26 protein-coding genes are annotated in these 25,857 nt (G+C 61.3%); 3 read left to right on the top strand and 23 right to left on the bottom strand.

Annotated elements, in window-relative coordinates:
* Positions 1-152: 152 nt before the first annotated feature.
* From EAY64_RS06570 to EAY64_RS06525, 10 genes are all read right to left on the bottom strand, one after another.
* Entirely contained in the window at positions 153-878 is a 726-nt protein-coding gene (locus tag EAY64_RS06570; protein WP_103523981.1) for a YebC/PmpR family DNA-binding transcriptional regulator, read from the bottom strand.
* A 74-nt stretch (positions 879-952) separates the two neighbouring features.
* On the bottom strand, positions 953-1,729 hold the full coding sequence (gene fliR, locus EAY64_RS06565; protein WP_103523980.1) for a flagellar biosynthetic protein FliR: 777 nt from the start codon (positions 1,727-1,729) through the stop codon (positions 953-955).
* An 11-nt stretch (positions 1,730-1,740) separates the two neighbouring features.
* On the bottom strand, positions 1,741-2,010 hold the full coding sequence (fliQ, locus tag EAY64_RS06560) for a flagellar biosynthesis protein FliQ (RefSeq protein ID WP_103523979.1): 270 nt from the start codon (positions 2,008-2,010) through the stop codon (positions 1,741-1,743).
* Positions 2,007-2,507, bottom strand: a complete 501-nt coding sequence (locus EAY64_RS06555) for a GNAT family N-acetyltransferase (protein ID WP_103523978.1) — start codon at positions 2,505-2,507, stop codon at positions 2,007-2,009. Before EAY64_RS06555 ends, fliQ begins: the two co-directional genes overlap by 4 nt.
* 5 nt (positions 2,508-2,512) lie before the next feature.
* Positions 2,513-3,256 carry a flagellar type III secretion system pore protein FliP gene (gene fliP, locus EAY64_RS06550; RefSeq protein WP_103523977.1) on the bottom strand — a complete coding sequence of 248 codons (744 nt, stop codon included), beginning with the start codon at positions 3,254-3,256 and terminating at the stop codon, positions 2,513-2,515.
* Entirely contained in the window at positions 3,256-3,726 is a 471-nt protein-coding gene (gene fliO, locus EAY64_RS06545) for a flagellar biosynthetic protein FliO (protein WP_103523976.1), read from the bottom strand. Before fliO ends, fliP begins: the two co-directional genes overlap by 1 nt.
* A complete protein-coding gene (gene fliN, locus EAY64_RS06540) occupies positions 3,726-4,172 on the bottom strand; it encodes a flagellar motor switch protein FliN (RefSeq protein WP_103523975.1) in 447 nt (148 codons plus the stop codon). The genes fliO and fliN overlap by 1 nt, the downstream gene beginning before the upstream one ends.
* Positions 4,169-5,173 (bottom strand): flagellar motor switch protein FliM, encoded by a 1,005-nt coding sequence (fliM, locus tag EAY64_RS06535; RefSeq protein WP_103523974.1) that lies wholly within the window; start codon positions 5,171-5,173, stop codon positions 4,169-4,171. The genes fliN and fliM overlap by 4 nt, the downstream gene beginning before the upstream one ends.
* 3 nt (positions 5,174-5,176) lie before the next feature.
* Positions 5,177-5,704, bottom strand: a complete 528-nt coding sequence (locus tag EAY64_RS06530) for a flagellar basal body-associated FliL family protein (protein WP_103523973.1) — start codon at positions 5,702-5,704, stop codon at positions 5,177-5,179.
* A 105-nt stretch (positions 5,705-5,809) separates the two neighbouring features.
* Entirely contained in the window at positions 5,810-6,769 is a 960-nt protein-coding gene (locus EAY64_RS06525) for a flagellar hook-length control protein FliK (protein ID WP_158604628.1), read from the bottom strand.
* 221 nt (positions 6,770-6,990) lie between these two features.
* Here EAY64_RS06525 and EAY64_RS06520 point away from each other — a divergent pair, with 221 nt between their 5' ends.
* The 3 genes from EAY64_RS06520 to EAY64_RS06510 are packed head-to-tail and all read left to right on the top strand — an operon-like array spanning position 6,991 to position 10,656.
* Entirely contained in the window at positions 6,991-8,004 is a 1,014-nt protein-coding gene (locus tag EAY64_RS06520) for an iron ABC transporter substrate-binding protein (protein ID WP_103523971.1), read from the top strand.
* A gap of 4 nt (positions 8,005-8,008) precedes the next feature.
* A complete protein-coding gene (locus tag EAY64_RS06515) occupies positions 8,009-9,619 on the top strand; it encodes an ABC transporter permease (RefSeq protein ID WP_103523970.1) in 1,611 nt (536 codons plus the stop codon).
* Complete coding sequence (locus EAY64_RS06510) at positions 9,616-10,656, top strand: ABC transporter ATP-binding protein (protein ID WP_103523969.1); 1,041 nt, start codon at positions 9,616-9,618, stop codon at positions 10,654-10,656. Before EAY64_RS06515 ends, EAY64_RS06510 begins: the two co-directional genes overlap by 4 nt.
* Positions 10,657-10,679: 23 nt before the next feature.
* On the opposite strand, the gene fliJ is transcribed toward EAY64_RS06510, so the two are convergent.
* The 13 genes from fliJ to EAY64_RS06445 form a co-directional block, all read right to left on the bottom strand.
* Positions 10,680-11,129 carry a flagellar export protein FliJ gene (gene fliJ, locus EAY64_RS06505; protein ID WP_103523968.1) on the bottom strand — a complete coding sequence of 150 codons (450 nt, stop codon included), beginning with the start codon at positions 11,127-11,129 and terminating at the stop codon, positions 10,680-10,682.
* Between the two features lie 11 nt (positions 11,130-11,140).
* Positions 11,141-12,532, bottom strand: coding sequence for a flagellar protein export ATPase FliI (gene fliI / locus EAY64_RS06500; RefSeq protein WP_103523967.1), 1,392 nt, complete (start codon positions 12,530-12,532; stop codon positions 11,141-11,143).
* The gene (locus EAY64_RS06495; RefSeq protein WP_226034266.1) at positions 12,516-13,331 is read right to left on the bottom strand and encodes a FliH/SctL family protein; all 816 of its coding nucleotides are present in this window, start codon (positions 13,329-13,331) and stop codon (positions 12,516-12,518) included. The genes fliI and EAY64_RS06495 overlap by 17 nt, the downstream gene beginning before the upstream one ends.
* Positions 13,309-14,307, bottom strand: a complete 999-nt coding sequence (gene fliG / locus EAY64_RS06490) for a flagellar motor switch protein FliG (RefSeq protein ID WP_059286226.1) — start codon at positions 14,305-14,307, stop codon at positions 13,309-13,311. Before fliG ends, EAY64_RS06495 begins: the two co-directional genes overlap by 23 nt.
* Entirely contained in the window at positions 14,300-16,057 is a 1,758-nt protein-coding gene (gene fliF / locus EAY64_RS06485; RefSeq protein ID WP_103523965.1) for a flagellar basal-body MS-ring/collar protein FliF, read from the bottom strand. Before fliF ends, fliG begins: the two co-directional genes overlap by 8 nt.
* A gap of 60 nt (positions 16,058-16,117) precedes the next feature.
* Positions 16,118-16,438, bottom strand: coding sequence for a flagellar hook-basal body complex protein FliE (gene fliE, locus EAY64_RS06480; protein WP_059286228.1), 321 nt, complete (start codon positions 16,436-16,438; stop codon positions 16,118-16,120).
* Between the two features lie 2 nt (positions 16,439-16,440).
* The gene (locus tag EAY64_RS06475; RefSeq protein WP_103523964.1) at positions 16,441-17,814 is read right to left on the bottom strand and encodes a sigma-54-dependent transcriptional regulator; all 1,374 of its coding nucleotides are present in this window, start codon (positions 17,812-17,814) and stop codon (positions 16,441-16,443) included.
* A 9-nt stretch (positions 17,815-17,823) separates the two neighbouring features.
* On the bottom strand, positions 17,824-18,513 hold the full coding sequence (locus EAY64_RS06470; protein ID WP_103523963.1) for a chemotaxis protein CheB: 690 nt from the start codon (positions 18,511-18,513) through the stop codon (positions 17,824-17,826).
* 82 nt (positions 18,514-18,595) lie between these two features.
* Complete coding sequence (locus tag EAY64_RS06465) at positions 18,596-19,090, bottom strand: low molecular weight protein-tyrosine-phosphatase (RefSeq protein ID WP_226034265.1); 495 nt, start codon at positions 19,088-19,090, stop codon at positions 18,596-18,598.
* Positions 19,091-19,147: 57 nt separating this feature from the next.
* Positions 19,148-20,158 carry a 23S rRNA (adenine(1618)-N(6))-methyltransferase RlmF gene (rlmF, locus tag EAY64_RS06460; RefSeq protein WP_103523962.1) on the bottom strand — a complete coding sequence of 337 codons (1,011 nt, stop codon included), beginning with the start codon at positions 20,156-20,158 and terminating at the stop codon, positions 19,148-19,150.
* A 90-nt stretch (positions 20,159-20,248) separates the two neighbouring features.
* A complete protein-coding gene (locus EAY64_RS06455) occupies positions 20,249-20,965 on the bottom strand; it encodes a substrate-binding periplasmic protein (protein ID WP_103523961.1) in 717 nt (238 codons plus the stop codon).
* 90 nt (positions 20,966-21,055) lie between these two features.
* A complete protein-coding gene (locus tag EAY64_RS06450; protein ID WP_158604627.1) occupies positions 21,056-25,234 on the bottom strand; it encodes a sensor domain-containing protein in 4,179 nt (1,392 codons plus the stop codon).
* A 209-nt stretch (positions 25,235-25,443) separates the two neighbouring features.
* A partial coding sequence (locus tag EAY64_RS06445) for a methyl-accepting chemotaxis protein (protein WP_233566471.1) occupies positions 25,444-25,857 on the bottom strand: 414 nt, incomplete at its 5' end.

Genomic DNA, 25,857 nt, shown 5'->3' with positions numbered 1-25,857 from the left:
ATTCTTTCGCAGGATGGTGAACCGGCGCTCAATTCCGGCATGGCTGAAGTTTACACTGTGGCGGCCCGGCTGCCGATGCCGATGCGCGGCAAATGGCAGACATGAAAAAGGCTTGCCGGCAGGCAAGCCTTGTCGTGACGCCGGTTAAGCTATCAGTCCAGCAGTGTGGCCGAGGTGTACACGTCCTGTACGTCGTCCAGGTCTTCCAGCGCATCCAGCAGCTTTTGCATGCGCATGGCGTCTTCGCCGGCCAGTTCGGTTTCGTTTTGCGGCTTCATGGTGACTTCGCCCATTTCCGCCTTGAAACCCTTGTCTTCCAGCGCCTGCTTCACATCACTGAATTCGTAGGGGCCGGTAATGACTTCGATGGAACCGTCGTCATTGGTCAGCACGTCTTCGGCACCGCACTCCAGCGCCGCTTCCATCAGCGCGTCTTCATCCACGCCCGGGGCAAACACCAGGAAACCGCAATGGCTGAACTGGAAGGCCACGCAACCGTCGGTACCCATATTGCCGCCATACTTGGAGAAGGCATGGCGCACATCGGCCACGGTACGGGTCTTGTTGTCGGTCAGGCAGTCCACCATCACGGCAGCACCACCAATGCCGTAGCCCTCGTAACGGCATTCGACATAGTCCACACCTTCCAGCTGGCCAGTACCGCGCTTGATGGCGTTATCGATATTATCCTTGGGCATGGATTCGGCCTTGGCCTTGTCCACGGCCAGCCGCAGGCGCGGGTTCATGTTGACATCGCCGCCGCCCATCTTGGCAGCAACGGTGATTTCCTTGATCAGACGGGTGAAGATCTTGCCGCGCTTGGCATCCTGACGACCCTTGCGGTGCTGGATGTTAGCCCATTTGCTATGACCTGCCATAATTGCCTCAATCTCGTGTGGCCCGACCGGGCCGGTTTAATGCCAGAAAAGTTGGCCGCTATTCTAGCAGAAAGCTATTTCGCCTTCAGCATGGCCAGCATGAAGGTGAAGGCCTGGCCATAAATCTGTTCGATGGCCGGCACCATCAAGGGCAGCGTGAGATAGATGGTGATGAAACCTATCATCAGCGTCAGCGGGAAGCCGAAGGTGAAAATATTGAATTGCGGAGCCGCGCGCGTCATCACGCCGATGGCGAGGTTGGTCACCAGCAAGGCAGCGATCACCGGCATCGACAGCCACACGCCCCAGGAAATGATATGGCCGCCCCACAGCACCAGTGCCTTTAGCCCCTGGGCCGGCATGCTCATGCCGATGGGTAGCACCTGGAAGCTTTCCACCAGCGTGGACAACACCACCTGGTGGCCATCGAAGGTGAGGAATAGCAGAAACACAAACATCGACAGCAGCTGCGACACCACCGGCACCTGGGCCGCATGCATGGGGTCGAAGAACATGGCAAAGCCCAGACCGGTTTGCGCGCCCATGATGAAGCCGGCCATTTCCACTGCGGTCATGGTCAGGCGCATGACAAATCCCATGGCGAGGCCAATGAGCAATTGCTGGAACAGGATGGCAATGCCGGCAGCAGAAATCACCGCCACAGCAGGGGTAGGCGGCAGCAACGGCACCACCAGTATGGTCAGCATCAGGGCAAAGCCAGCCTTGAAACGGCGCGGCACACCACGGTAGGCATACAAAGGCTCGACCAGAAACAGGCCGATGATGCGAGCGAAGGGCCAAGCGAACATGGCGACCAGCGCATTGATCTGCGCATCAGAAATGCTGAACATGGCGCGCCGGCTCAGCCGATGACGCTGGGAATGCTCTGAAACAGCCGGGTGGTGTACTCCACCAGGGTGTTCAGCATCCACGGCCCGGCCAGTACCAGCACCAGGAACATCGCCAGCAGTTTGGGGATAAAGGTCAGCGTCATTTCATTGATCTGGGTGGCAGCCTGCAGCACGCTCACCAACAGACCCACCACCAGCGACACCAGCAGTACCGGGGCCGAGACGATGATCAGGATATACAGCGCATTCTGTACGATATTGATGACGAGTTCCGGACTCATGCTTCGCTCCTTGCCACAGCGGGCTCTTGCCAGCCGCCCTTGGCCATCAGCCAGTTTTCCAGCGGGACGCCGTCACGCAGGGCACAATTGGGCCTGAGCAACACATAGCCAGCCCGCTCCAGCAGCGGCCTGGCCGCATGGCTGGCCCAGGCATGCAGGGCTGTCACGCCAGCAGCGGCAGCGGCGTGCTCAAGATCGTGAATCATCTGCCAGGCCAGCCCGCGCCGCTGTGCCCAAGGGGCGACATAGAGCATGTCGAGCTCGCCTGCCTGCGTCAGCCAGGCAAAAGCCAGCAAATGGCCGCCATCGCGGATGCCCACGCTCCAGGCACCTGCCAATCGGGCTTCCCAGTTGACCCGGCTGTCTTCATCCCAGATGCCAGCCCAGGCCAGCCGTGCCGGCAGGGAATAACAGTCATCCGGCAAATTCGCCACGCAGTCGGCCAGCAGGGCATGACAGTCGGGCAGATGTTCGGGCTGCAGTGTGAAGTTTTCCATGTCGGCTAGCCGGTGTAAAAGCTTTGCACCAGCGAACCCATCAGCAGGGTCCAGCCGTCCACCAGCACAAACAGCATCAGCTTGAACGGCAGGGAAATGGTAACCGGCGACACCATCATCATCCCCATCGCCATCAGGATGCTGGCCACCACCAGGTCAATGATCATGAAGGGAATGAACACCATGAAGCCGATCTGGAAGGCGGTTTTCAGTTCACTGATCACATAAGCCGGAATCAGGGTTTTCATGGAAACATCGGCCTTGCTGGCCGGCTTTTCCGAACGGGAAATCTCGATGAAGAAAGCCAGATCCTTTTCGCGGGTCTGGCTGAGCATGAAAGCCTTCATCGGCTTGCTGGCCTCGTCCACCGCCTGATTGAAGGTGATCTTGTCATCGGAAAACGGGGCCCAGGCCTTGTTGTAAACCTGATCGAAGGTCGGCCCCATCACAAACAGGGTCAGAAACAGCGACAGCCCGACAATTACCTGATTGGGCGGCGACTGGGTCACCCCCATGGCCTGGCGCAGCAGCGACAGCACGATGACGATGCGGGTAAAGGCGGTGGTCATGAGCAGCATGGCCGGGATGAAGCCCAGCGCCGTCATGAACAGCAGCATCTGCAGCGACAGCGAATAATTCTGGCCGCCGCCGGCACCCGGGGTACTGGTCATCAAGGGCAGGCCGCTGGCCTGGCTGAACAATGGCAGGACCAGCCACATCAGTGGCAATAGTCGGAAGAAAGGTTTCATTATTTGTTTACGACTTCGGATTGCTGACGCCCCTTGTCCATGGCGGCTTTCAACCAGCGGGCAAAGGGTTCGCCCGGCGGCACGACATCGGCAGCGGCATCAGGCGGGCGGTCCAGCTTGGTCAGCAGGTTGACGCTATGACTGGTGACACCCAACACCAGCCACTCCCCTTCCAGCTCGACGATGACCACTTTTTCCCGCTGACCAACCAGCACCCCGCTGACGACGCGCAAGCGATTGGAGCCGCCCAGCATGCCACCGGACATGCGGCGAAACAGCCAGGCCAGGCCGACAATCGCCCCCAGCACCACGGCCAGGCCCAGAATCACCTGCAACAGACTGGTGAACGGGGTCGGGCTTGAGGCCGCCACCAGCGCCACAGGAGCAGATGCCGCAGCGGCGGAAATGCCGGAAGCCGACAGCAGGCATAAGGCCGCCAAGTGACCTGACAGGCGGCAGGAGCAGCGCATTATTTCTGCAGGCGGCGGATGCGTTCCGCCGGCGTAATGATGTCGGTCAGGCGGATACCGAACTTGTCATTCACCACCACCACTTCGCCCTGGGCGATCAGGCAGCCGTTGACCAGCACATCCATCGGCTCGCCCGCCAGCCCGTCCAGCTCCACCACCGAGCCTTGCGCCAGTTGCAGCAGATTGCGGATGGCAATCTTGGTACGGCCCAACTCCACCGTCAGCTGCACCGGAATGTCGAGAATCATGTCCAGATTGCTGGGCACATTCAGCGAGGACTCGCTGCCGGAGCCCAGTTCCTGGAACAGATTGGTAGCCGGCTGCACATTGTCAGCCTGTGCGGCATCGGTGGTTTCCTGCTCCGCCATGGCGGCGGCCCAGTCATCCATGGATACTTCTTCGTCGGCCGCCCCGGCGGTCTGGCCTTCTTCTAGCTGCTCAGTCATTGCTTGTTGTCTCCTGCGGGCTCGGCGAACTCACCGGCCCCGGCCAATACCTTGTCTACCTTGAGGGCGTAGCGCCCCTGCACGGTGCCATAGTGGCATTCCAGTACCGGGATGCCGGACACGTCGACCACCACAGCCTCCGGCACATCCAGCATCACCACATCACCGTTTTTCAAATTGAGAATCTGCCCCAGCGTTACCTTGGTTTCCGCCAGGGTGGCTACCAGCTCCACTTCAGCTGCCTGTACCTGATGCGTCATCAGGCTGACCCAGCGGTTGTCCACTTCGGTCCGGTCCGCCTGCATGGTGCTGGACAGTACGTCGCGAATCGGCTCGACCATGGAGTATGGCAGACAGATGTGAAAATCGCCGCCTCCGGCACCCAGCTCGATGTGGAAGGTCATGGCCACCACCACTTCGGTGGGGGTGGCGATGTTGGCGAACTGGGTATTCATTTCCGAGCGCAGGTAAACGAATTCGATGGGGTGTACCGGCTCCCAGGCTTTCTGGCATTCGGAAAACACCACTTCCAGCAGGCGGCGGATGATGCGCTGCTCTGTCGGGGTGAAATCACGCCCTTCCACGCGCACATGATAGCGCCCGTCGCTGCCAAACAGATTATCGACGATCAGGAAAACCAGATCCGGATCGAAAATCAGCAGACCGGTACCGCGCAGCGGTTTGACATGTACCAGGTTGAGGTTGGTGGGGACCACCAGATTGCGAATGAACTCGCTGTACTTCTGCACTCTTACCGGACCAACGGAAATTTCCGCATTACGCCGGATGAAGTTGAACAGACCTATACGCAGGTTGCGGGCAAAACGTTCGTTGATGATTTCCAGCGTCGGCATGCGGCCGCGCACAATGCGCTCCTGCCGCCCAATATCGTAGCCGCGGACTCCTTGCGAGTCCTGCGCGCTGTCATCATCTTCGTCCTCGCCGGTGACGCCCCTGAGTAGGGCGTCCACCTCTTCCTGGGACAGGATATCGTCGCCCATCGCTTACTGCTTCTGAATGATGAAGGAAGTAAAGAGTACGCTTTGCACCAGCTCTTCTTCGCCGGAATCCATGGACTCGTTGATGATCTGCTTCACCTGTGCCTTCAGCTTGACCTTGCCATCCGGAGTGGCCAGCTCGGCAGCCGACTTGGACGACAGCAGCAGGATCAGCGCACTGCGAATCTTGGGCATGTAGTCGGTGAACTTCTTCTTGGCTTCTTCATCGCCCAGCTCGGCCTGCATGTCCACTTGCAGCAGGCTGCCATCACCACCCGACAAATTGACAACAAAGGTATCCAGCTTTTCGAAGATGGGTGGGCCTTCTTTTTTCTTCTTGGGCTTTTCCTTGGTCTGTTCGGTCTGTGCAGCACCCTGTGGCTTGTTCATATTGCTGAACATCACATAAGCCAGACCACCCATGCCCGCCAGCACCAATACCAGCAGGATAACCACCACCAGCATCAGCTTGTTGCCCCCGCCCGCTTTTTTCTCGCCCTTGTCCGCTTTGTCCGCTTTTTTGTCTTCTGCCATGGGTCATCAGTCCGTACGTTAGGTTTATAGGGAAAGCTTAAGCCATTTCCCTATTATATTTTCCAGATTTCCGCACGAACTGAATAGAGCCCCCTTTGAGCAAAATCAGGCAAAGATACTGAGTATCCCACGTGCGGACTGGATGGCTGCCAGGGTGTCGTCTTCGTCGTTGCCAGCGGCATTCTGGCGGCGGCCATTCTGGTTCTGGTTGAATTGCTGTTGCCGATTCCCGGATTGTCCGCTGGAAACCTGTGCATCGGCAAGAGCTATACCACTGGAAGCCATCATGGATACCAGTTTCGGCATGTTGTTTTCGATTATTTCACGGGTTGCCGGCACGGCAGAGGTAAAAATCACCTGCGCCTGGTCATTGCCATTCATTTTCAGCGTAACCTCCACCGGTCCCAATTGCGGCGGATTGACCTGGATGGTGGCCTTGTCCATTTTCATGCTGACCATGGACAGGACCTGATCTCCCAGCGCCTTTGACCAATTCGGATCGGTCATCGGCTGCGAGATGGTCAGCGTCTTGGTCTGGCTGGCCTGTGCAGCCTGCGCGGCCTGGTTGGCACTCTGGCTGGCCGAGGCCAGCTGATCGGCATTGGGCGGCAAGAATTGCTGCGCGCTGCCGTCATTAGCCGGCAATTCTTGCGCTGGCAAACCTTGCTGACGCTTCAGCCCGGCTGCACCCTGCAGTAGTGGATCGATCCCCACGTTCTTGATGCCAGCGGTCACGGCATCGCTGGTGGTGGCGGTGACGACAGGCTTGTCCTGCACCGGTTGCACCGGCAAGGCAGCCTGCAGCATGGGCAAGGCTGCCAGCAGCATATTGGGGGAAGCATCGGTGGCGGTTGTATCGTCAGACGCCGTGGAATCCTTGCTCTGCTTGCCTTTGCCGTCGTCGCCACTAGCGGTGACCGGCCCTGACAAGGCATTGGTCAGGTTGCCGATCTGCACTCCCAGCAAGCTGGCAAACAGGCCGCCGCCATCTTGCGGGCTGGCATCCGCCTGCCCTTGCGGCATGGCAGTTTTGGCGCTGGTCGCCGGAATTACGGTAATCGTCATGGCCGAAACCCCTTGGAAAGATGCAGGCATTACAGCAATTTGCATGCCAGCCGCAGGCAGCAGCCTGCTGGCACCCTAATCCTGGCCAATTAACTTTATTAATGCGAATCATTATCTTTTGCATTACAATTGGTTTAATTCCATAGCCAGCCCGGCGATGAATCAAGCGTCCTCGCCGGCCCGGCCTTTCCTGTCAGTTTTCAGCAAGGAGCACCGTACAGATGTCCAGCCCTTCCTCCCGCTTTGCCAAAATCAGCCTGTTGCTCGCCGCCCTGTTTGCTGGCAGCGCCCACGCCGCTCCTAGCGCCGACGGCATCGTGGTGTATAACGCCCAACACGAAAGCCTGACCAAATCATGGGTGGAAGGCTTTACCCGGGAAACCGGCATCAAGGTAACGGTACGTAATGGTAGCGACAGTGAAATGGGCAACCAGATCGTGCAGGAAGGTGCATCCTCGCCGGCCGATGTATTCCTGACTGAAAATTCCCCGGCCATGGTGCTGGTCGACAATGCCAAGCTGCTGGCACCGCTGGCCCCTGCCACGCTGGCCCAGGTTGACCCGGCCTACCGCCCGGCCCAGGGCAAGTGGGTGGGCATTGCCGCCCGCTCCACCGTCTTTGTTTACAACAAGAACCGTCTGACCCAGAAAGAGCTGCCCAAGTCGCTGCTGGATCTGGCCAAACCGGAATGGAAAGGCCGCTGGGCTGCAGCCCCGGCCGGTGCCGACTTCCAGGCCATTGTCAGCGCCCTGCTGGAACAGAAAGGCGAAGCTGCCACGCTGGCATGGCTGAAAGCCATGAAAACCAATGCCCTGCCCTACAAGGGCAACAGCGTGGTGATGAAGGCGGTGAATGCCAGCCAGATCGATGGCGGCGTGATCTATCACTATTACTATTTCGGCGACCAGAGCAAGACCGGCGAAAACAGCAAGAACACTGCACTGCACTACTTCAAGCACCAGGATCCGGGCGCCTTTGTCAGCCTGTCCGGTGGTGGCGTGCTGGCGTCGAGCAAGCACAAGGAAGAAGCCCAGGCCTTCCTGAAATGGATTACCGGCAAGGGTGGCCAGGACATTCTGCGTACCGAGAATTCTTTCGAGTACGCCGTGGGTCTGGGCGCACAGTCCAACCCCAAGCTGGTGCCGCTGAAGAATCTGGATGCGCCCAAGATCGACGCCTCTCGCCTGAACAGCCGCAAGACGGTTGAACTGATGACCCAGGCCGGCCTGCTGTAATTCCATGCCCAGCACGTCATCCAGCACATCGGCTGCCACCGCGGCAGCCGATATTACCCACCCAGCCACCAACCCGGACCTGAAGCTGCCGGGGCGGCGGCTGCCACTATGGCTAAGCGGCAGCTCGCTGCTGATCTCACTGCTGGCCCTGCTGCCGCTGGCCTTCATCATCGTCATTTCCATCCAGACTGGCTGGGAGACGGTGGCGCGGCTGGTATTCCGCCCCCGTGTGGGCGAATTGCTGTTCAACACCAGCCTGCTGGTGGTGCTGGCATTGCCTCTGTGCGTGGTATTGGGCATCGCCATGGCCTGGCTGACCGAACGCAGCAACTTGCCAGCGCGGCGCATGTGGTCGGCGCTCGCCATTGCGCCACTGGCCGTACCCGCTTTTGTACACAGCTATGCCTGGATCAGCCTGCTGCCGGCATTCAACGGCCTGGCGGCGGCCGTTCTGCTGTCTGTCATCGCCTATTTCCCGTTTATCTATCTGCCTGCTGCCGCCGCGCTGCGACGCATGGACCCGGCGCTGGAGGACAGTGCTGCGGCGCTGGGACTCGCGCCGTGGGCGGTATTCCGGCGCGTCACCCTGCCGCAACTGCGGCTGGCGATCTGGGGCGGTGGCTTGCTGGTCAGCCTGCACCTGCTGGCCGAATACGGCCTGTATGCCATGATCCGCTTCGACACCTTCACCACCGCGATTTTTGACCAGTTCCAGTCCAGCTTTAACGGCCCGGCCGCCAATATGCTGGCCGGCGTACTGGCCCTGTGCTGCCTGCTGCTGCTGAGCACGGAAGCCGCCACCCGCGGCAAAGCCCGTTACGCCCGCGTCGGAGCTGGCTCGGCACGCCAGGCAGTAACGACAAAACTCGGTTGGCGCTGGAGCCTGCCGGCCCTGCTACTGTGTCTGGCAACGGCAGCGCTGACCCTGGGTGTGCCGCTGCTGACCCTGGGCCACTGGCTGTGGGAGGGCGGAGGTGAAGCATGGCACAACGATGCGCTGTGGCCGGCGCTGCGCCAGACCTTGCTGTACGGGGCGGCCGGCGCCTTGCTGACCGTGCTGGCAGCCGTGCCGCTCGCCTGGCTGTCGGTACGTGCACCCAGCCGCCTGCAACGGCTGCAGGAGGGCTGCAACTACATCACCAGCTCCCTGCCTGGCATCGTCACCGCGCTGGCACTGGTCACCATCACCATCAACTTTGCCCGGCCGCTCTATCAGACGGTCATCACCATCTTGCTGGCCTATTTGCTGATGTTCCTGCCACGTGCGCTGATCAGCCTACGCGCCGGCATCGCCCAGGCACCGGCCGAACTGGAATACGCAGCACGCAGCCTGGGCTGCACGCCCGGCAAAGCCTTGTGGCGGGTCACCCTGCGGCTGGCGGCTCCGGGCGCTGCCGCCGGCATGGCCATGGTTTTTCTGGCCATCAGCAACGAGCTGACCGCCACCCTGCTACTGGCCCCCAACGGCACCCGCACCCTGGCCACCGGTTTCTGGGCCATGACCAGCGAAATCGACTACATCGCCGCTGCGCCCTATGCGCTGCTGATGGTGCTGCTGTCGCTGCCGCTGACCTGGCTGCTCCATTACCATTCCAAACGGACTGCTGGACGATGAGCTCCCTGCATCTGCACCAACTGTGCAAACACTACGGCAGCGTCAAGGCTGTCGACCATGTTTCCCTGCATGCCACATCCGGCAGCCGGCTGGCCATTGTCGGCCCTTCCGGCTCCGGCAAGACCACCTTGCTGCGCATGATCGCCGGCTTCGAATTTCCCGATAGCGGCAGCATCAGCCTGAATGGCCAGACCCTGGCCGCCGACGGCCGTGCACTACCCGCCCATCTGCGGCGCATCGGTTATGTGGCGCAGGATGGCGCGCTGTTCCCACACCTGACGGTAGCCGACAATATCGGCTTCGGCCTGGCTGACAAGGGCCCGGCGCGCCAGCAGCGCATTGCCGAGCTGGTAGAGATGGTGGCGCTGGAACAGCACATGCTGCAACGCTGGCCACATGAACTGTCCGGCGGCCAGCAGCAGCGCGTGGCGCTGGCGCGGGCACTGGCACAGCAGCCGCAGCTGATGTTGCTGGATGAACCCTTCTCGGCACTGGACACCGGCTTGCGCGCAGCCATGCGCAAGATGGTGGCGCAGCTGCTGGGCGAGGCCGGCATCAGCGCGATTCTGGTGACCCACGACCAGGCCGAGGCGCTGTCTTTTGCCGACCAGTTGGCGGTGATGCGCCAGGGAAGACTGATTCAGTCCGGCACGCCACAGCAGCTATACAGCCAGCCGGCCGATGAGACCACCGCGCTGTTTCTGGGCGAGGCGCTTATCCTGCCGGCGCAGATCAAGGCTGGCCAGGCACATTGTGCCTTGGGGGAAATTGCCATCAATGACGGGCAGTTCTGTGGCGCGGGCCGCATTATGCTGCGCCCGGAGCAACTGTCGCTACAGGCCGAGGCTGGCGCCGCGCCGGCGGTGATGGCGCAAGTGGTGGAGTGTGATTTTGGCGGCCATTCCAGCCTGCTCAGCCTGCGATTGCCCGAGCTGGCCAGCCCGCTGCAGTTGCGCAGCGCCTGCTGGCCGTTGCCAGCGTGTGGCAGCATGGTGGGGCTGACAGTGCAAGGCCGCGCCCATTTGCTGCAGGCCTGAGCCCGGCATCAGGACGGCGCGGCTCAGTCTTCGCCGTGGGTCTGGTCCCAGAAGCGACGGGTGGCAAACTCATCCGTCATTTTTTGTTCGCGCCGCGCCTGTACCAGCTGCTCGCGCTCGCGTTCACGCTCCAGCAGCTTTTCATAGGCTTTGAGCTTTTTATGCTCGTTGCGCCAGGCCTGGCGCTCCATGATGAAGCGCTGTTTGGCGAATTCGGTATCGCCCTGCTGAATGCGTACGGCCTCGTCGAGCCGACCAAGGAATTTCTGAAAGTCCTGCCACTGGGCAATGCTCATGCCCTTCATGCCGCCGGTGGTCAGCCGCTCGCGGTATTCATTGCGGAAATTCTCCAGCTGCTCCTGCCGGTTCATTGCATCCAGCACCTTGGCCTGCGCCTGGCGCATGCGTTCGGCAGCGGCCGCCTGCTTGTCCTCGGCCAGCTTGATCAGGAAGGTATATTTGCTTTGCGCCATGGCTTAGCCGCTTACGCCAGCACACTATCCAGCTGCAACTGGCTGGTGGAGTAGTCCTGCGACTCATGCATGGGCTGGGTCAGAAAGCTGGTCATCTGCAGCTGGCGGCGCATGGCTTCGTCCAGTACCGGGTCCGAACCGGGTACATAGGCACCAACGCTGATCAGGTCGCGGTTGCGCTGATAACGCGAATACAGCTGCTTGAAATAGCGCGCCTGGTCCATCTGCTTGGGCGGCACCACGTCCACCATGACACGGCTGATGGACTGTTCGATGTCGATGGCCGGATAGTGCCCGGCCTCGGCCAGTTCGCGCGACAGCACGAAGTGACCATCCAGAATCGCCCGTGCCGAGTCGGCAATCGGGTCTTGCTGGTCATCGCCTTCGGAGAGCACGGTATAGAAGCCGGTAATGGAGCCACCACCGTTGGCGGCATTACCAGCACGCTCGATCAGTTGCGGCAGGCGGGCAAACACGGATGGCGGGTAGCCCTTGGTCACCGGCGGCTCACCGATGGCCAGGGCGATTTCCCGCTGGGCCATGGCATAGCGGGTGACCGAGTCCATCAGCAGCAGCACATCCTTACCCTGGGCACGGAAATATTCGGCCAGTGCCGTGGCATACGCGGCACCGTGCAGGCGCATCAGCGGCGGCATGTCGGCCGGAGCGGCCACCACCACGGCGCGGGCGATGCCCTCCTCGCCCAGAATGTTTTCAATGAAGTCCTTGACCTCGCGCCCCCGCTCGCCGATCAGCCCCACCACCACCACATCGGCACGGGTAAAGCGCGCCATCATGCCCAGCAGTACCGACTTGCCGACGCCGGAGCCGGCAAACAGGCCCAGCCGCTGGCCACGCCCCACGGTCAGCAGGCCGTTGATGGCGCGCACGCCTACATCCAATACCTGCTTGACCGGCGAGCGGTCCAGCGGGTTCATCGGCTGGCTATGCAGGGGGAAATAGGCTTCGGGATGGATGGGGCCCTTGCCATCCAGTGGCCGGCCCAGCGAATCGAGAATACGTCCCAGCAGGCTTTCACCTACCGGTACCTGGCGGCCAGCCGGACCATTGACGCGAGCCGACACCACATTCTGCCCGTAACAGGGCGGGTGCGATGGCACCAGCGGACGCACCGGGGTGCCTGGCAACAGGCCGTGTACATTGGCCAAGGGCATCAGGTAGACGCGGTCGCCGGAAAAACCCACCACTTCGGCTTCCACCACATGCCGGTCGGCCAGCTCTACCTGACAGGCGCTGCCAACCGGCAGCTTGATGCCGGTGGCTTCCATCACCATGCCGGTGACGCGCAGCAGCCGGCCGCAAGGTTGCCACAGCGCGGCCTCTTGCGCGGCGCGGCCGCAATCGCCCAGAAAGGCGCGTTGTCGATCAATCAGCGAGGTCATCTTGTGCGGCATCCAGCCCCAGTGCACTGCTTAGCGCGGCCAGCCGTGATGCCAGCCGCAGGTCCAGCTGCAGTGACGAGGTATCGATGATGCAGCCGCCGCGCTGGATGTGGGCATCTTCTATCCATTGCCACTGGGTTTCCGGTGTTTCCTGCTGCAGGAATTCACGTGCGGCGGCCAGATCGGCCGGGTTGACCCGCAGGCGTGCCTGACTCATGGTGGCGGGCAATTCGCCCAGTACCTGGCGCAGCTGCGCGACGATGGCCGAGTCGCTGTGGGCAAGGTGCTCGCCGGCCAGCCGCTCGGCCAATTGCATGGCCAGCTGCAAAAGCGAGCCGGAGAGTTCTTCTTCCACCCGCGCCAGTTCGCGGGCGAAATTGCCGGACAGTTCCTGCAAGGGGGTCCACAACTGGGCAAACTGTTCGCTGGCCTGGTCGTGCCCCAGCTGCATGCCGCGTGCCAGCCCTTCGGCATGGCCGGCCTGCACACCTTCGTCGTAGCCGGTTTGCCAGGCTTCCTGATGAATGGCTTCCAGTTCCGAGGCGGTGGGATAGCCAACGGCCTCTTCCTGTGCGGCGGCTTCTGCCGCGGCTGCAGCAGCCTCGGCCTGGTCTTCAGCCATTTCAGCAGCTGCCGCCGTGGGGGCCTGCTCCAGATGACGACGCAAGGCATCCAGCCCGGCCAGCTGGCTCGGGCTTAGTTCGCCATCGTCCTGGCTCAGCTCGGCCGGCATCCAGCTGCTCCAGCCTTGCAGTTGCTCGCCCGGAATAATCGGATTATTCGACAAGGCCTTCGTCACCACCCTTGCTGCCTAGCACGATCTGGCCATCGTCGGCCAGTTTGCGTACGACTTTGAGGATTTCCTTCTGCTCGGCCTCGACTTCGGACAGCTTGACCGGCCCCTTGGATTCCAGGTCGTCACGCAGCATTTCGGCCGCACGCTGCGACATATTGCGGAAGATCTTGTCCTTGAGCTCGGCACTGGTGCCCTTGAGCGCCACCACCAGCGAATCGGACTGCACTTCGCGCAGAATGGTCTGGATGGAGCGGTCGTCGATGTCGAGGATGTTCTCGAACACGAACATCTTGTCCTGGATGCGTTGCGCCAGCTCCGGGTCGTATTCGCGGATGTAGTTGAGCGCCGAGCCTTCCACATTGGAACCCATGAAGTTGAGGATTTCCGCGGTAAGGCTGATGCCGCCGGACGCACTCTTCTTGATGCGGTCCGAGCCGGACAGCAATTGGGTGAGCACGTCGTTGAGTTCGCGCAGCGCCTGTGGCTGTACGCCTTCCAGCGTGGCGGTACGGATCAGCACCTCGTTGCGCAAGCGTTCCGGGAAGAAGGCCAGGATGGAGCTGGACAGGTCCGGCTCCAGATGCACCAGGATGGTGGCGATGATCTGCGGGTGCTCGTGGCGGATCAGATCGGCCGCCGAGGACGGGTCCATCCACTTCAGGCTTTCGATGCCGCTGTGGTCGTTGCCCTGCATGATCTTGTCCAGCAGGTTGGCCGCCTTGTCCGGCCCCAGCGCCTCGATCAGCACATTGCGCAGGTATTCGTCCGAGGCGCCGATGCTGGCGCGGGCCGCGCATTCTTCGCGGAATTTGCCGACGATGTCGTCGATCTGGTCGTAGCTGAGATTATTGATGGCCGCCATGGCCAGCGAAATCTTCTGCACTTCCTTCGGCCCCAGATACTTGAACACCTCTACAGCCTCAGCCTGACCCAGGCTGAACAGCAGTACGGCACTGCGATGCACACCGTTATCACTCATCGGAGCTGATCCATTCCTTGATGATCTGGGCGGCCATGCGCGGATCAGACTTCACCAGCTCGCGCGCGGCTTCCAGATTAAGGTTGTACTGACGCATCTGGGCATCCTTGGGACTTTCCGGCGTGCCATCGGGATTGGTACCGGCCACGGCCTTGCCACCAGCGCCCGCAGCCGCCGTCCCTGCTTCATCATCCCCCGCCACCGCCAGCAGACGGCCACCGGCATCGGTAAGCGGCTTGCCATCCGGGCCTTTCTTGACCGCATCCTGCGGCTTGACCAGATCCTTGACGATAGGCCGCACCACGCCGAACAGCAAATACAGTACGGCAATGGTGAGCAAGGCGTACTTGATCAGGCTGGAGGCGTTGCTGCTCAGGTAATCGGTGACCTTTTCCTGCATGGTGACCGGCACGGCCGCATCGGCAAAGGCAGCATTCACCACGTTCAGCGTATCGCCGCGCTGGCTGTTATAGCCCATGGTCTCCTTGACCAGATTATTGATCTGCTGGATTTCCTGGGCGGTCAGCGGCGTCGGTTTCACCTCGCCGGTCTTGTCCGGCATCTTGCGATAGTTGACCACCACGGCGGCTGACAGACGCTTCACCACACCTTGCGGCATCTTGGTGTGCTGTATGGTCTTGTCCACTTCGTAATTGGTGGTGATGTCTCGTTCCAGCGCACCGGACTGCCCCATGGCCTGACCAGACAGCGTGGCCGTACCCGGCGCAGCACCCGGCGGCAGGGTGATGGGGGCCGAAGCCGATGAGGGGGGCTGATTGGACAAGGCTCCCGGCACGCCACCGGCGTTGGCCGCGCCACTACCCAGCCGCTCGACGATCTGCTGGCTGCGGGTGGCGGAGGGATTCGGCGTCGAATTGGGACGGTAGCTTTCCGAAGTCTGTTCTACCTCGGAGAAATCCACATTGGCCGTGACCTGGGCGTGGATATTGCCCTGGCCGAATATGGGCTCAAGAATGCTTTCGATGCGCTTGACGTAGCCATCTTCCACCTGGCGCACATAGCCCAGCTGGGTCTGGTCCATGCCGGCAGTGTCCTTGTCCGACAGTTTGGACAGCATATTGCCGTCCTGATCCACCACCGTGACGTTCTTCACCGGCAGATTGGGCACGGCACTGGACACCAGATGCACGATGCCGGCCACCTGCCCCTGGTCCATGGTGCGGCCGCGGAACAGATTGAGCATGACCGATGCAGTGGGCTGCTGCTGGTCGCGCACAAAGACGCTTTGCTTGGGAATGGCAATATGGATGCGGGCAGATTCCACCGAGCCGATGGCTTCGATGGTGCGGGCCAGCTCACCCTCGATGGCGCGTTGGTAATTGACTTGCTCGGCAAACTGGCTGATGCCGAATTTCTGGTTGTCCATCAGCTCGAAGCCGACGCCACCAGCCTTGGGCAGCCCTTGGGCGGCAAGGCGCAGACGGGCATCGTAGACCTTGTCGGCCGGCACGGACACGGTGCCACCATCCCCCAATTGATAGGGAATGTTCATCTGCTGCAAGGCAGCCGTGACCTGACCGCCGTCACGGTCGGCAATATTGGAAAACAGGATTTTGTAGCTGGGCTGACGATTGAGCACCGCCGCGCCGACAATGACAGAGAAAAGGGCGGCCAAGGCCACCAAGAAGAGGATTTTTTTATTGTTGGGAAGCGACTTGAAACGATCAGACGCATCGTTAAGCCGGGTTCGCCAAACAGGAGTCGCGTTTTGTTCTGCCAGATCAGCCATACAGTGGTTTTAGTTTCAAGCGCAGCCACTGCCGGCAACATGGATATGTATTCGGCCAGGCTACACCTGGGTATTCATGATTTCCTGATAGGCGGACACCAGCTTGTTGCGCGCCTGGACCATTGTCTGGAACGACAGGCTGGCTTTCTGCAAGGAGACCATCACGTCCTGCAGGTTAACCCCCTCATCTCCCAACTCGAACTGCTTCTGCATTTCCTGCGAAGTTTGTTGAGCAGAATTGACCTGCTCAATCGTGGATTTGAGAACATCGGCAAAGTCAACTTGCGACGTGTCCTGCGACTGCGCTGCCGGCTTGCCGCCAGCCAGGGCCGACGCGGCCCGCAGCTCGCTCAACATCTGGTCTACATTATTAATCGACATGGCTACTCCGTACTGCGTACGTCCAGATCATCCGGATCCACTTCCTGACCATCTTCCTCGCGGTAGCGCTGCAATTTGTAGCGCAAGGTGCGTTCGCTGATGCCCAGTTTTTCGGCGGCGAGTTTCTTGACCCCTCCAACTGCTGCCAGTGTATCCAGAATATGACGTTTTTCCAGCGTTTTCATGTCGGACTCTGCAGACATGATAGGCGGAACGGTGGTTTCTGTCCGGGTAAGCGGTGTCGAACCGGAAACATCATCCAGCAACAGGTCGGCGGCAAGAATTGCCGGCCCGGCGGCAAGAATCACCGCCCGCTGCATGACGTTTTCCAATTCGCGGATGTTACCTTCCCAACTATAGGCCGTCAAATGACGTTCGGCCTCGTCGGAGAGGCTTAATCCGGAACGCCCGGCGGCTTCAGCGTACTTGTTAAGCACAAGCCGTGCCAGCGGCAGGATGTCCTCGCGCCGCTCGGCCAGTGCCGGAATGCGCAGCGGGAATACATTCAGGCGGAAATACAGGTCTTCGCGGAAGCGCCCGGCTTCCACTTCGCCTGCCACATCGCGGTTGGAGGTGGCCAACACCCGGATATCCAGCTTGATGGTGCGGGTGCTGCCCACGCGCTCCACTTCACGCTCCTGCAATACCCGCAGCAGTTTGGCCTGCAGCGACAGCGGCATTTCGGTGACTTCATCCAGCAGGATGGTGCCACCCTGCGCCTGTTCGAACTTGCCGGGCAAGGCCTGGGCGGCCCCGGTAAATGCGCCCTTTTCGTGGCCGAACAGGGTGGACTCCAGCAGGTTATCCGGAATGGCGGCGCAATTCACCGCCACAAACGCACCCTCGTGACGACGCGAATGACGGTGGATGTAACGCGCCAGCACTTCCTTGCCGGCACCGCTGGGGCCGGTGATCATCACGCTGGCATCGCTGCCGGCGACCCGGCTGGCCAGCGCCAGCAGCTGGCGCATTTGCGGTGATTCCGCCACGGCCTCATCACGCTCGCTGTCTGGCAGCTTGAGGATATGCTTTTCCACCTCGGCAATCAGGCTGGCCGGCTCGAAGGGTTTGAGCAGATAGTGGGTGGCACCTGCCCGCAGCAATTCGATGGCGCGTTCGATGATGCCGTAGGCCGTCATCAGGATGAAGGGCACGCCCGGATAGCGCACCTTCACCTCTTCAAACAGGCTATAGCCATCCATCGGAGCCATCTGTGCATCGGAAATGATCAGCCCCACCGGGGTTTTCTTCAATTGCAGCAGGGCAGCGCTGCCATCACCGGCTTCCAGCGTGGGATAACCTGCCAGGCTGAGGGTGTCGACAATGGCTTCGCGCAGGTCAGCGTCGTCTTCGACTACAAGAATGGGCAACTTCATCGCGGGTTTCTATACGGTTGGCTGGCGTTGGGCCACCAGCGCGACCAGGCGGCTGGCGATGGATGTGAGCGGCAATACCTCGTGCTGGCTCTTGAGCGCAATGGCTTCCTTGGGCATGCCGAACACCACGCAACTGGCTTCGTCCTGGGCAATATTGTAGGCACCGGCTTCTTTCAGTTCCAGCATGCCTTGCGCACCATCGCGCCCCATGCCGGTGAGGATGACGCCGATACAGTTTTTGCCAGCCAGATTGGCGGCCGAGCGGAACAGTACATCGACCGAGGGCCGGTGACGATTGACCGGCGGGCCATGATGCAGCGAGGTGGCATAGCCGATGGTGGCAGCAGACTTCAGCAGCAGATGAGAGTGACCGGGGGCGATATACACCGTGCCGGCTTGCAGGCGCTCGCCATCCTCGGCTTCCTTCACCTGCAGCTGGCACAAGGAATCCAGCCGGGCGGCAAAGGATTTGGTAAACAGTTCGGGCATGTGCTGGGTAACCAGAATGGGCGGCATGGTGGGCGGCAGCGCGCTGAGCAGCACCCGCAAGGCTTCGGTGCCACCGGTGGAGGAACCGACCACAATCACGGTCTGGCGTGCCAGCGGGGTGCGTCCGCTCTGGCGTGGCAGGATGATATCTGCGTTATGGCTGGGTACCACTTCCATTGGTGCCAATGGTTCCCGCGAAAACTGTCCCATTTATTTCCTTGCAAACATGCCGGCCATGCCGGCTTTATACAGGTGTCTAGCTTAAAGCCCCACCCGTCTTATGCCAAGATAATCAGTCGGCCGCCGCGCGCAGCGTTTGCCGCAGCTGCTCCACCCACAGCACACTCGCCTGCTCGATCAGGTCCAGCACCCGGTCAAAGCCCCCGGCACCGCCATAGTAGGGATCGGGGACTTCGAGTGCGGGCTGCTGTCCCAGTGGAGCCAGGATGAAATCCAGCCGGGCCCGGCTCTCTGGCGGGCACAGTGCGCGCAAGGCGGCCATATTGGCCCGGTCTGCGGCCAGAATCAGGTCGAAACGTTGAAAATCGGCCACGCTCACCTGGCGTGCACGCTGTGCCGACAGATCATAGCCGCGCCGCAAAGCCGCCTTGCAGCTGCGCGGGTCGGGTGCTTCACCAATATGGTAGGCATGGGTGCCGGCCGAATCGACAGTCACCTGCCCGGCCAGGCCAGCCTGCTGCACATGGGCGCGCAGCACCCCTTCGGCCGTGGGCGAACGGCAGATATTGCCCATGCAAACCATCAAGACTGCGTATTGTTTTGCCATGTCCGGATCCACTCCATGCGGGCTGCGTTGCCGCGCCCCACTTTCACCATAAACCAATCAGCGCCGGCCGGCAGCCGGGGTCTGGTCCTGCGCGGTCCAGTAACGGGCTGCCCAGGCCTGCTGCCCGGCCACATCCCAGAAGCTCCAGGCCAGCAGCCGGCTGCGCTTTTGTCCCTGGGCCATGTCCAGCACCCGGCTTTGCTTGACGCCGGCCTCACGCAAGACATGGCGCAAGGCAGGCAGACTGTCGGCACTGGACAGCAGGCTGGTGAACCAGCAGCAACGCCGGGCAAAGCGCACACTTTCGTTGATCATGCTGGCAACAAAAGCCTGTTCGCCACCGGGATAGCACAACTCGTTTTCCTGGCCACCGAAGTTCAGCAGCGGCTGTTTGCCCTGCTGCGGTCCGCCCTTGCCCAGATTGCGCCATTTGCGCTGGCTGCCGGCGGCAGCAGCGGCCCGCGACGCATGAAAGGGCGGATTGCACATGGTCACGTCGAAATGCTCGCCGCTGGCGATGATGTGGCTGAACATCTGATCGGTGTGCGGCTGGTGGCGCAATGCGATATGCGCGGCGAATTGTGGATTGGCCGCCAGAATGGCCTGGCCATTGGCCAGCGCCAGCTTGTCGATATCGGCACCGACACAGCTCCAGCCATATTCGGCATGAGCCAGCAAGGGATAGATGGCATTGGCGCCCACACCGATATCCAGCAGGCGGATTGCATCGCCCTGCGGCAGGCGGCCTTGCTGGCATTCGGCCAGCAGGTCGGCCAGGCAGTGCACATAGTCGGCCCGCCCCGGAATGGGTGGGCACAGATAGGCGGCCGGGATATCCCAGTCGCGGATGCCATACCAGTCGGCCAGCAAGGCGCGGTTCAGCAGTTTGACGGCTTGCGGGTTGGCAAAGTCTATGCTGGGCAAGCCCTGGGCATTGGGCCGCACATATTTTTTGAGCGCGGGACAGGCAATAAGCAGTCGGGAAAAATCATACTGGCCCCGGTGACGGTTGCGCGGGTGCAGGCGGGGGCCTGACGACCGCGCCTGGGCATGCGGCTTGGCTGGCATGCAGGCTCCTTGATACAGCAATACGGCGAAAAGCCGGCATTGTGCCAGCAATCGGCAGCGGCGTCCGATCCACGCCAGCCTGTGCCGGGTTCAGGGTTGCGCATGTACCGGCGCTGCATCATAACGGCCTTCGATCTCGCGGTAGCCGCCACTCTGGCGCAGCAAGGCCAGGCCACGGTCAAAGTTGTCGCGCTGCCACTGGTAACGAAAAGCCATCTGATACGGGGTGGGAGCAAACAGGTGGTAAACGGTCACCGGCGGGAGTGGTCCCTGCTCGGCGCTCATCTCCTGCGTGAAATAGCTGATGATGCGCCAGTCACCGACGATGGTATCGACGCGGCCGGCATACAGTAGCCGGTTGCGGACTTTCTGGTCGCCCTCTTCCCGGTAACGGGTATTGGCACTGACCATGGCTTCGAATGAGGGGCCAAGCAGTTGGCGCGCACGCTGGAAGCTGCTGATGGAATAGCGTTGCAAATCGCTGATGTCACGCAGCGTCAGCCGGCGCTGGGCCAGGGCAACCACCACATTGTGATATTCCAGATAGGGCTGGGAAAAATAGGCATGCAGCCCGCTATAGGGATTGGTGGTGGCAATGCCGTCCAGCCGGCCTTGCTGCAACATGCCCTGCAAGCGCTCCATGGGCGCAAAGAAAGGCCGCACTTCCATGCCGGCACGCCGGGCGGCCGCCACCACGATGTCCAGCTCCAGTCCACGGCGCTCGGCTTCGAAGATATAAGGTGGCTTGTTGCTGCCAAAGCCGATCTGCAACACCACGCCATTGGTCGGCAAAGCCTGCACCGGCATGCAAAACAACATCCAGCACCACGCTGCCAACACGCTTCTTAGTCTTGTCATCACCTGAACAGCCCTGCCCTACGCCAGTTACCGCCATCTTCAGATGACAGGCCCGTCGCCCAGTTGTCGCCACAGTCCCTGCAGTTGCCACTGCCGGCACCACTCGTCCAGTTCGGCTGCCGGCATGGGCCGGGCAATGCCATAGCCCTGCACCAGCTGGCAGCCCATCTGCAGCAATACCGCACCATGCGCCATGGTTTCCACGCCTTCGGCGATCACCTGGCGCTGGAATACTTCTGCCAGCTGGATGACGCTGGCAACGATGCCCAGATCGTCGGCATCCTCCAGCATACCGGACACAAAGCTCTGATCGATCTTCAGGGTATCCAGCGGCAGTTTGCGCAAATAGGTCAGCGAAGAATAGCCCGTGCCGAAGTCGTCCAGAGCAAAGTGCACGCCAAGTGCCCGGCATTGCTGCAACACGGCCAGGGCCTGATCCATGTCGGCCAGTGCCGCCGACTCCAGCACCTCCAGCTCCAGCAGTGAGGGCTGGAGCAGCGGATAGCGCTGCAGCGCCTGTTGCAGATGCAGATAAAAATCGGCATGCAACAGGTAGTTGGCACTGACATTGATGCTGATTGCCATGTCCAGGCCCTGCTCCTGCCAGCGGGCGGCTTGCGCCACACCCTCATCCAGCACCCAGCGGCCAAACGCGGTTTCCAGTTCGCTGCCCTGCAAGGTGGGCAGGAAAGCTGCCGGAGCCAGCAAGCCACGCTCGGGATGCTGCCAGCGTATCAGCGCCTCCACACCGATGATGCGGCCGGAGCCCAGATCGACCTTGGGCTGGTAATACAGCAGGAATTGTTGCTGCTGCAGAGCCTGTCCCAGCGACTCCAGCGTGCGGCGGTGCAACTGGGCCTTGCGGTCGCTTTCCGGGTCGAACAGCTGGTAGCGGTTCTTGCCAGAGGTCTTGGCCTGGTACATCGCCTGGTCGGCGTGACGCAGCAAGGTGTCAGCATCGGCATCGTCCAGCGGATAGAGGGTAACGCCCACACTGGCACTAGTGCAGATGGTCGCCGTATCCAGGCTGACTTCCTGGCGCACCGCACTGAGCACGCGGTCGAGCACCGGGATGCATTGATCATTACTCTCCAGCCCGGATAGCAGCAGGACGAATTCGTCGCCCCCCAGCCGTGCCAGCGTGTCATCGGCGCGCAGCACCGACTTCAGCCGCTCGGTCACCGCGATCAGCAACTGGTCGCCGGCTTCGTGGCCATGCAAGTCGTTGACGACCTTGAAACCATCAAGATCAAGAAAGCACACGGCGCAGGGCTTGCCGCTGCGTCTGCTGTGGATCAGGGCCTGCTCCAGCCGGTCGGACAGCAGACGGCGATTGGGCACACCGGTCAGCGGGTCGAAATTGGCGATGCGGTTCAGCTCCGCTTCGTGGGCTTTCAACTGGGTAATGTCGGAGAAAATGCCGATATAGTGCTGGATCTGGCCAAACTGGTCGCGCACTACCGAGATCGACAGCAGCTCGGCATACAGATCGCCATTCTTGCGCCGGTTCCAGATTTCGCCACGCCAGAAATCATGCTGCCGCACCATGGACCACAGTTCCTGATAGAAAGCCGGCCCGTGCTGACCGGAGGACAGGATGGCCGGCGAGCGGCCGATGGCTTCTTCTTCGTGGTAGCCGGTGATGCGGGTAAACGCCGCATTCACCTTGGTCATCAGCCCTGTCGGCGAAACCACCATGATGCCTTCGTAGCTGCTGTCGAACACGATGGCCGCTTCTTTCTGCGCCAGCGCATAAATCTTGTGCTCGGTGATGTCGGTATGGGTGCCGGACATCATCAAGGGCCGGCCCTGCCCATCGAGCTCCACCACCCGTCCCCGCGACAGTATCCAGCGCCAGCCACCCGCCTGGCTGCGGCAACGCATTTCCATTTCATACGCTGGGGTCTGCCCTGCCAGGTGGCGCTGCAAGGCCATCTCCACCTGCGGATAATCTTCCGGATGAATATGGCCTTGCCAGACCTGGCGGGTGATGCCGCCGCTGTCCGGCGGATAACCCAGCATCTCCTTCCAGCGCTGGCTGACCTGAAAGTCGTCGGTCTGGACATTCCAGTCCCAATAGCCTTGGTCGGAGCCTTCCAGCACGCGCGCCAGTTGCTGCTCACGCTGCAGCAGCGTCTGTTCTGCCAGTTTCTTTTCGGTCAGGTCACGGCCAAAGGCCATGTAGCGGCCATCCTGCATGTGCACCGTAGTCAGCTCGGCCAGTACCTCGCTGCCATCGACTCGCCTGAGCATCCACTCACTGCGGATGAAACGCTGCTGCTCCAGCTGACGCAGGTGTGTCGGCAAGGCAGGCTGGCTGGCCGGGGCCAGCAGGTCGGCCAGGTGCATCTGTTGCAACTGGGCCTGATCGTGGCCGGTCATGCGGCAGGCAGATGGATTGGCAAACAGGTACTGGCCCTGCTCGTCGGCAATCCAGATGGCATCACCGGCTTCGTTCAGCACGAAGCGTAAATCCTCATCCAGCCGGCGCCGCTCGGTGATATCGGACAGCGTACCGACCAGCCGCTGCACTTCGCCAATGTCATTGCGCTCCACCGCCCGCCCGCACACCCTCACCCAGCGCAATTCACCAGTACGGGTGATCAGCCGCACATCAAACTCCATCAAGCTGGTTTCGCCGCGCAAATGCGCCTGCAAGGCCTGCTGCCATACATCCAGATCGTCCGGCAGCAACAGTTGCTTGAAAAATCCGATATCGTGCGTGTCGTCCTCCGGCCGGTAGCCGGTGAGTGCGTAATAGCGGGCAGAGCGGTAGACATGGCCGCTGCGCAAATCCCAGTCCCAGAAACCGTCGCTGGTGGCCTCCACCACCTGCTGCAGCCGGCGCTCGCTGCTGCGTATCTGCAAGGTCAGCCGCATGCGCTCGCTGATATCCTGCACCGTGCCCTGCAAACGCAGCAGCCGGCCGGTGCTGTCCTGCACGGCTTCGCCACGCACTGTGATCCAGCGCTGCTCGCCATCGGGCCGCAGCACTTCCGCATCACACTGGTAGGGCTGGCCATCCTGCAGGCACTGCTGCACCAGCGCAGACAGAACCGCCCAGCTTTCGGCAGTGAAATATTCTCGGACCTCGGGGTAGACCGCCGGCGGCAATGCCGGCGAACGGCCATAAAGGTGGTACACCTCGCTGGACCAGACATGCTGGTCACTGGCCAGATCCCAGCTCCAGTTGCCAATCCCCGCCAGGCGCTGCGCCGCCCGCAAGGCGGCCTCGCTCTCCTGCAATTCCTGTTCGGCCTGCTTGTGGCGGCTGATGTCTCGCGAAATGCCGAACAGGCCAACCACCTGCCCATCTGCGCCGAATACCGGGCCCTTGCTCACCTGGAACACCAGCTCGGAGCCGTCCTGCAGGCGCAGGAACTCTTCATGCGTGTGCAGCTTGCCGTCATGCATGATGGCATCGTCCAGCGCCATCAGCTCGGCAGCAGAGGCAGCGTCAAACAATGCACGGTCATCCTCGCCAATAATGGCGCTCACCTCGCGCCCCACCATGCGGGCAGCAGCGGCATTCACCATCAGGTAGCGCCCCTGCCGGTCCTTGACGAAAATCGCGTCCGAGGTACCGGTGACTACAGCTTCCAGCAGATTGCGGTGGGTTTCATTGCGTTTGGCCAGTTGCCGCAGCAAACCGCTGAACAAGCTGACGGCAGCGCCGCACAAGGCGAGAAAACCCCATTGCAAAGTAGTGAACGGTTCGGCGGCGCTGCTATGAAAATGCGGTGTGGCCAGCCAGTCCACCCCGGCCACCGTCAGCGCGGTCGCCAGCAGCCCCGGCCCCAGTCCGCCCAGCAAGGCGCTGAGGATGATGGGAAACATGAACATGATGAGCATGGGCCGCTGGTACACGCTGATCGGCAGCAGATGGCGCAAGGCCAGTACCGCCAGCGCCAAGAGCACCGCCAGCAGATAGCCCAGCCAGGGGGCAATGCGGCCATGGCCCATGCGCTCGGCCCAGTTTTCCAGCAAGCCCGCCACCGGCGAAGGCTCTGCCGCCGGCACCGCACGCAGGGAAAAGTACAGCATGATGGTGGTGATCAGGACGAACACACCACCTTTGTAGGTGGACAGCTGACGCATGGTATCTGCATCAGCCAGCAGGCTGAGCAGGCTGTCCGACAGCAGAATCCACAGCATGGCCAGCACGCCATAGGCGATGACAACCAGGCGGATAAAACGATTACGAACAGATGCGACCATGCCAACCATTGCCTTGAGCGGTGAAGGGGCTGCCTCGAAGTGGCCGGCTCGACCCTGACAGCCTTGTAGTCAGCGAGCGGGCCGAGCATGCAGAAAAATCATGCCAAAACCCGCTGATTATTTATATATTTCCATCAAAAAATCCATCTTTCGATAGAAAATCATTAAAACCGTTGGTTTTCCGCTGATTTGCCACAGCAGCTGCCGGTTCAGCGCAGCCGGAAGCGTGCCACGACGGCGTGAATATGTTCGACCTGGCTGTCCAGTGCGCTCAGCGCCTGGTTGGTGGCATCCACCTCGCTGCGGGTTTCCGAGGCATTGCCAGCAATGCCGCTGACATCATTAGCCACCTCGGCGCAGCTTTGCTGCTGCACCGCCACTTTCTGGCTGACGCTGCCAACCAGTTGCACCACCTGATCCGATTGCAAGCTGATGCTCTTCACCGCATCACCAGCCTGGCTGATATTGCCCACACTGGTACTGACACTAGCCTCGACTGCTTGCATGTCACGCACCGCTACCTGCACCTGGCTGCCAATGGATTTGACAATGGTGTCGATTTCGCCAGTAGAGCGGCTGGTGGAGTCGGCCAGCTTGCGCACCTCGTCCGCCACCACGGCAAA

This window comes from Aquitalea palustris (assembly GCF_003693445.1).
Taxonomy (GTDB): domain Bacteria; phylum Pseudomonadota; class Gammaproteobacteria; order Burkholderiales; family Chromobacteriaceae; genus Aquitalea; species Aquitalea palustris.
Note: the sequence above shows the minus strand (reverse complement) of the source record. Positions and strands in the feature narration are given on the sequence as shown.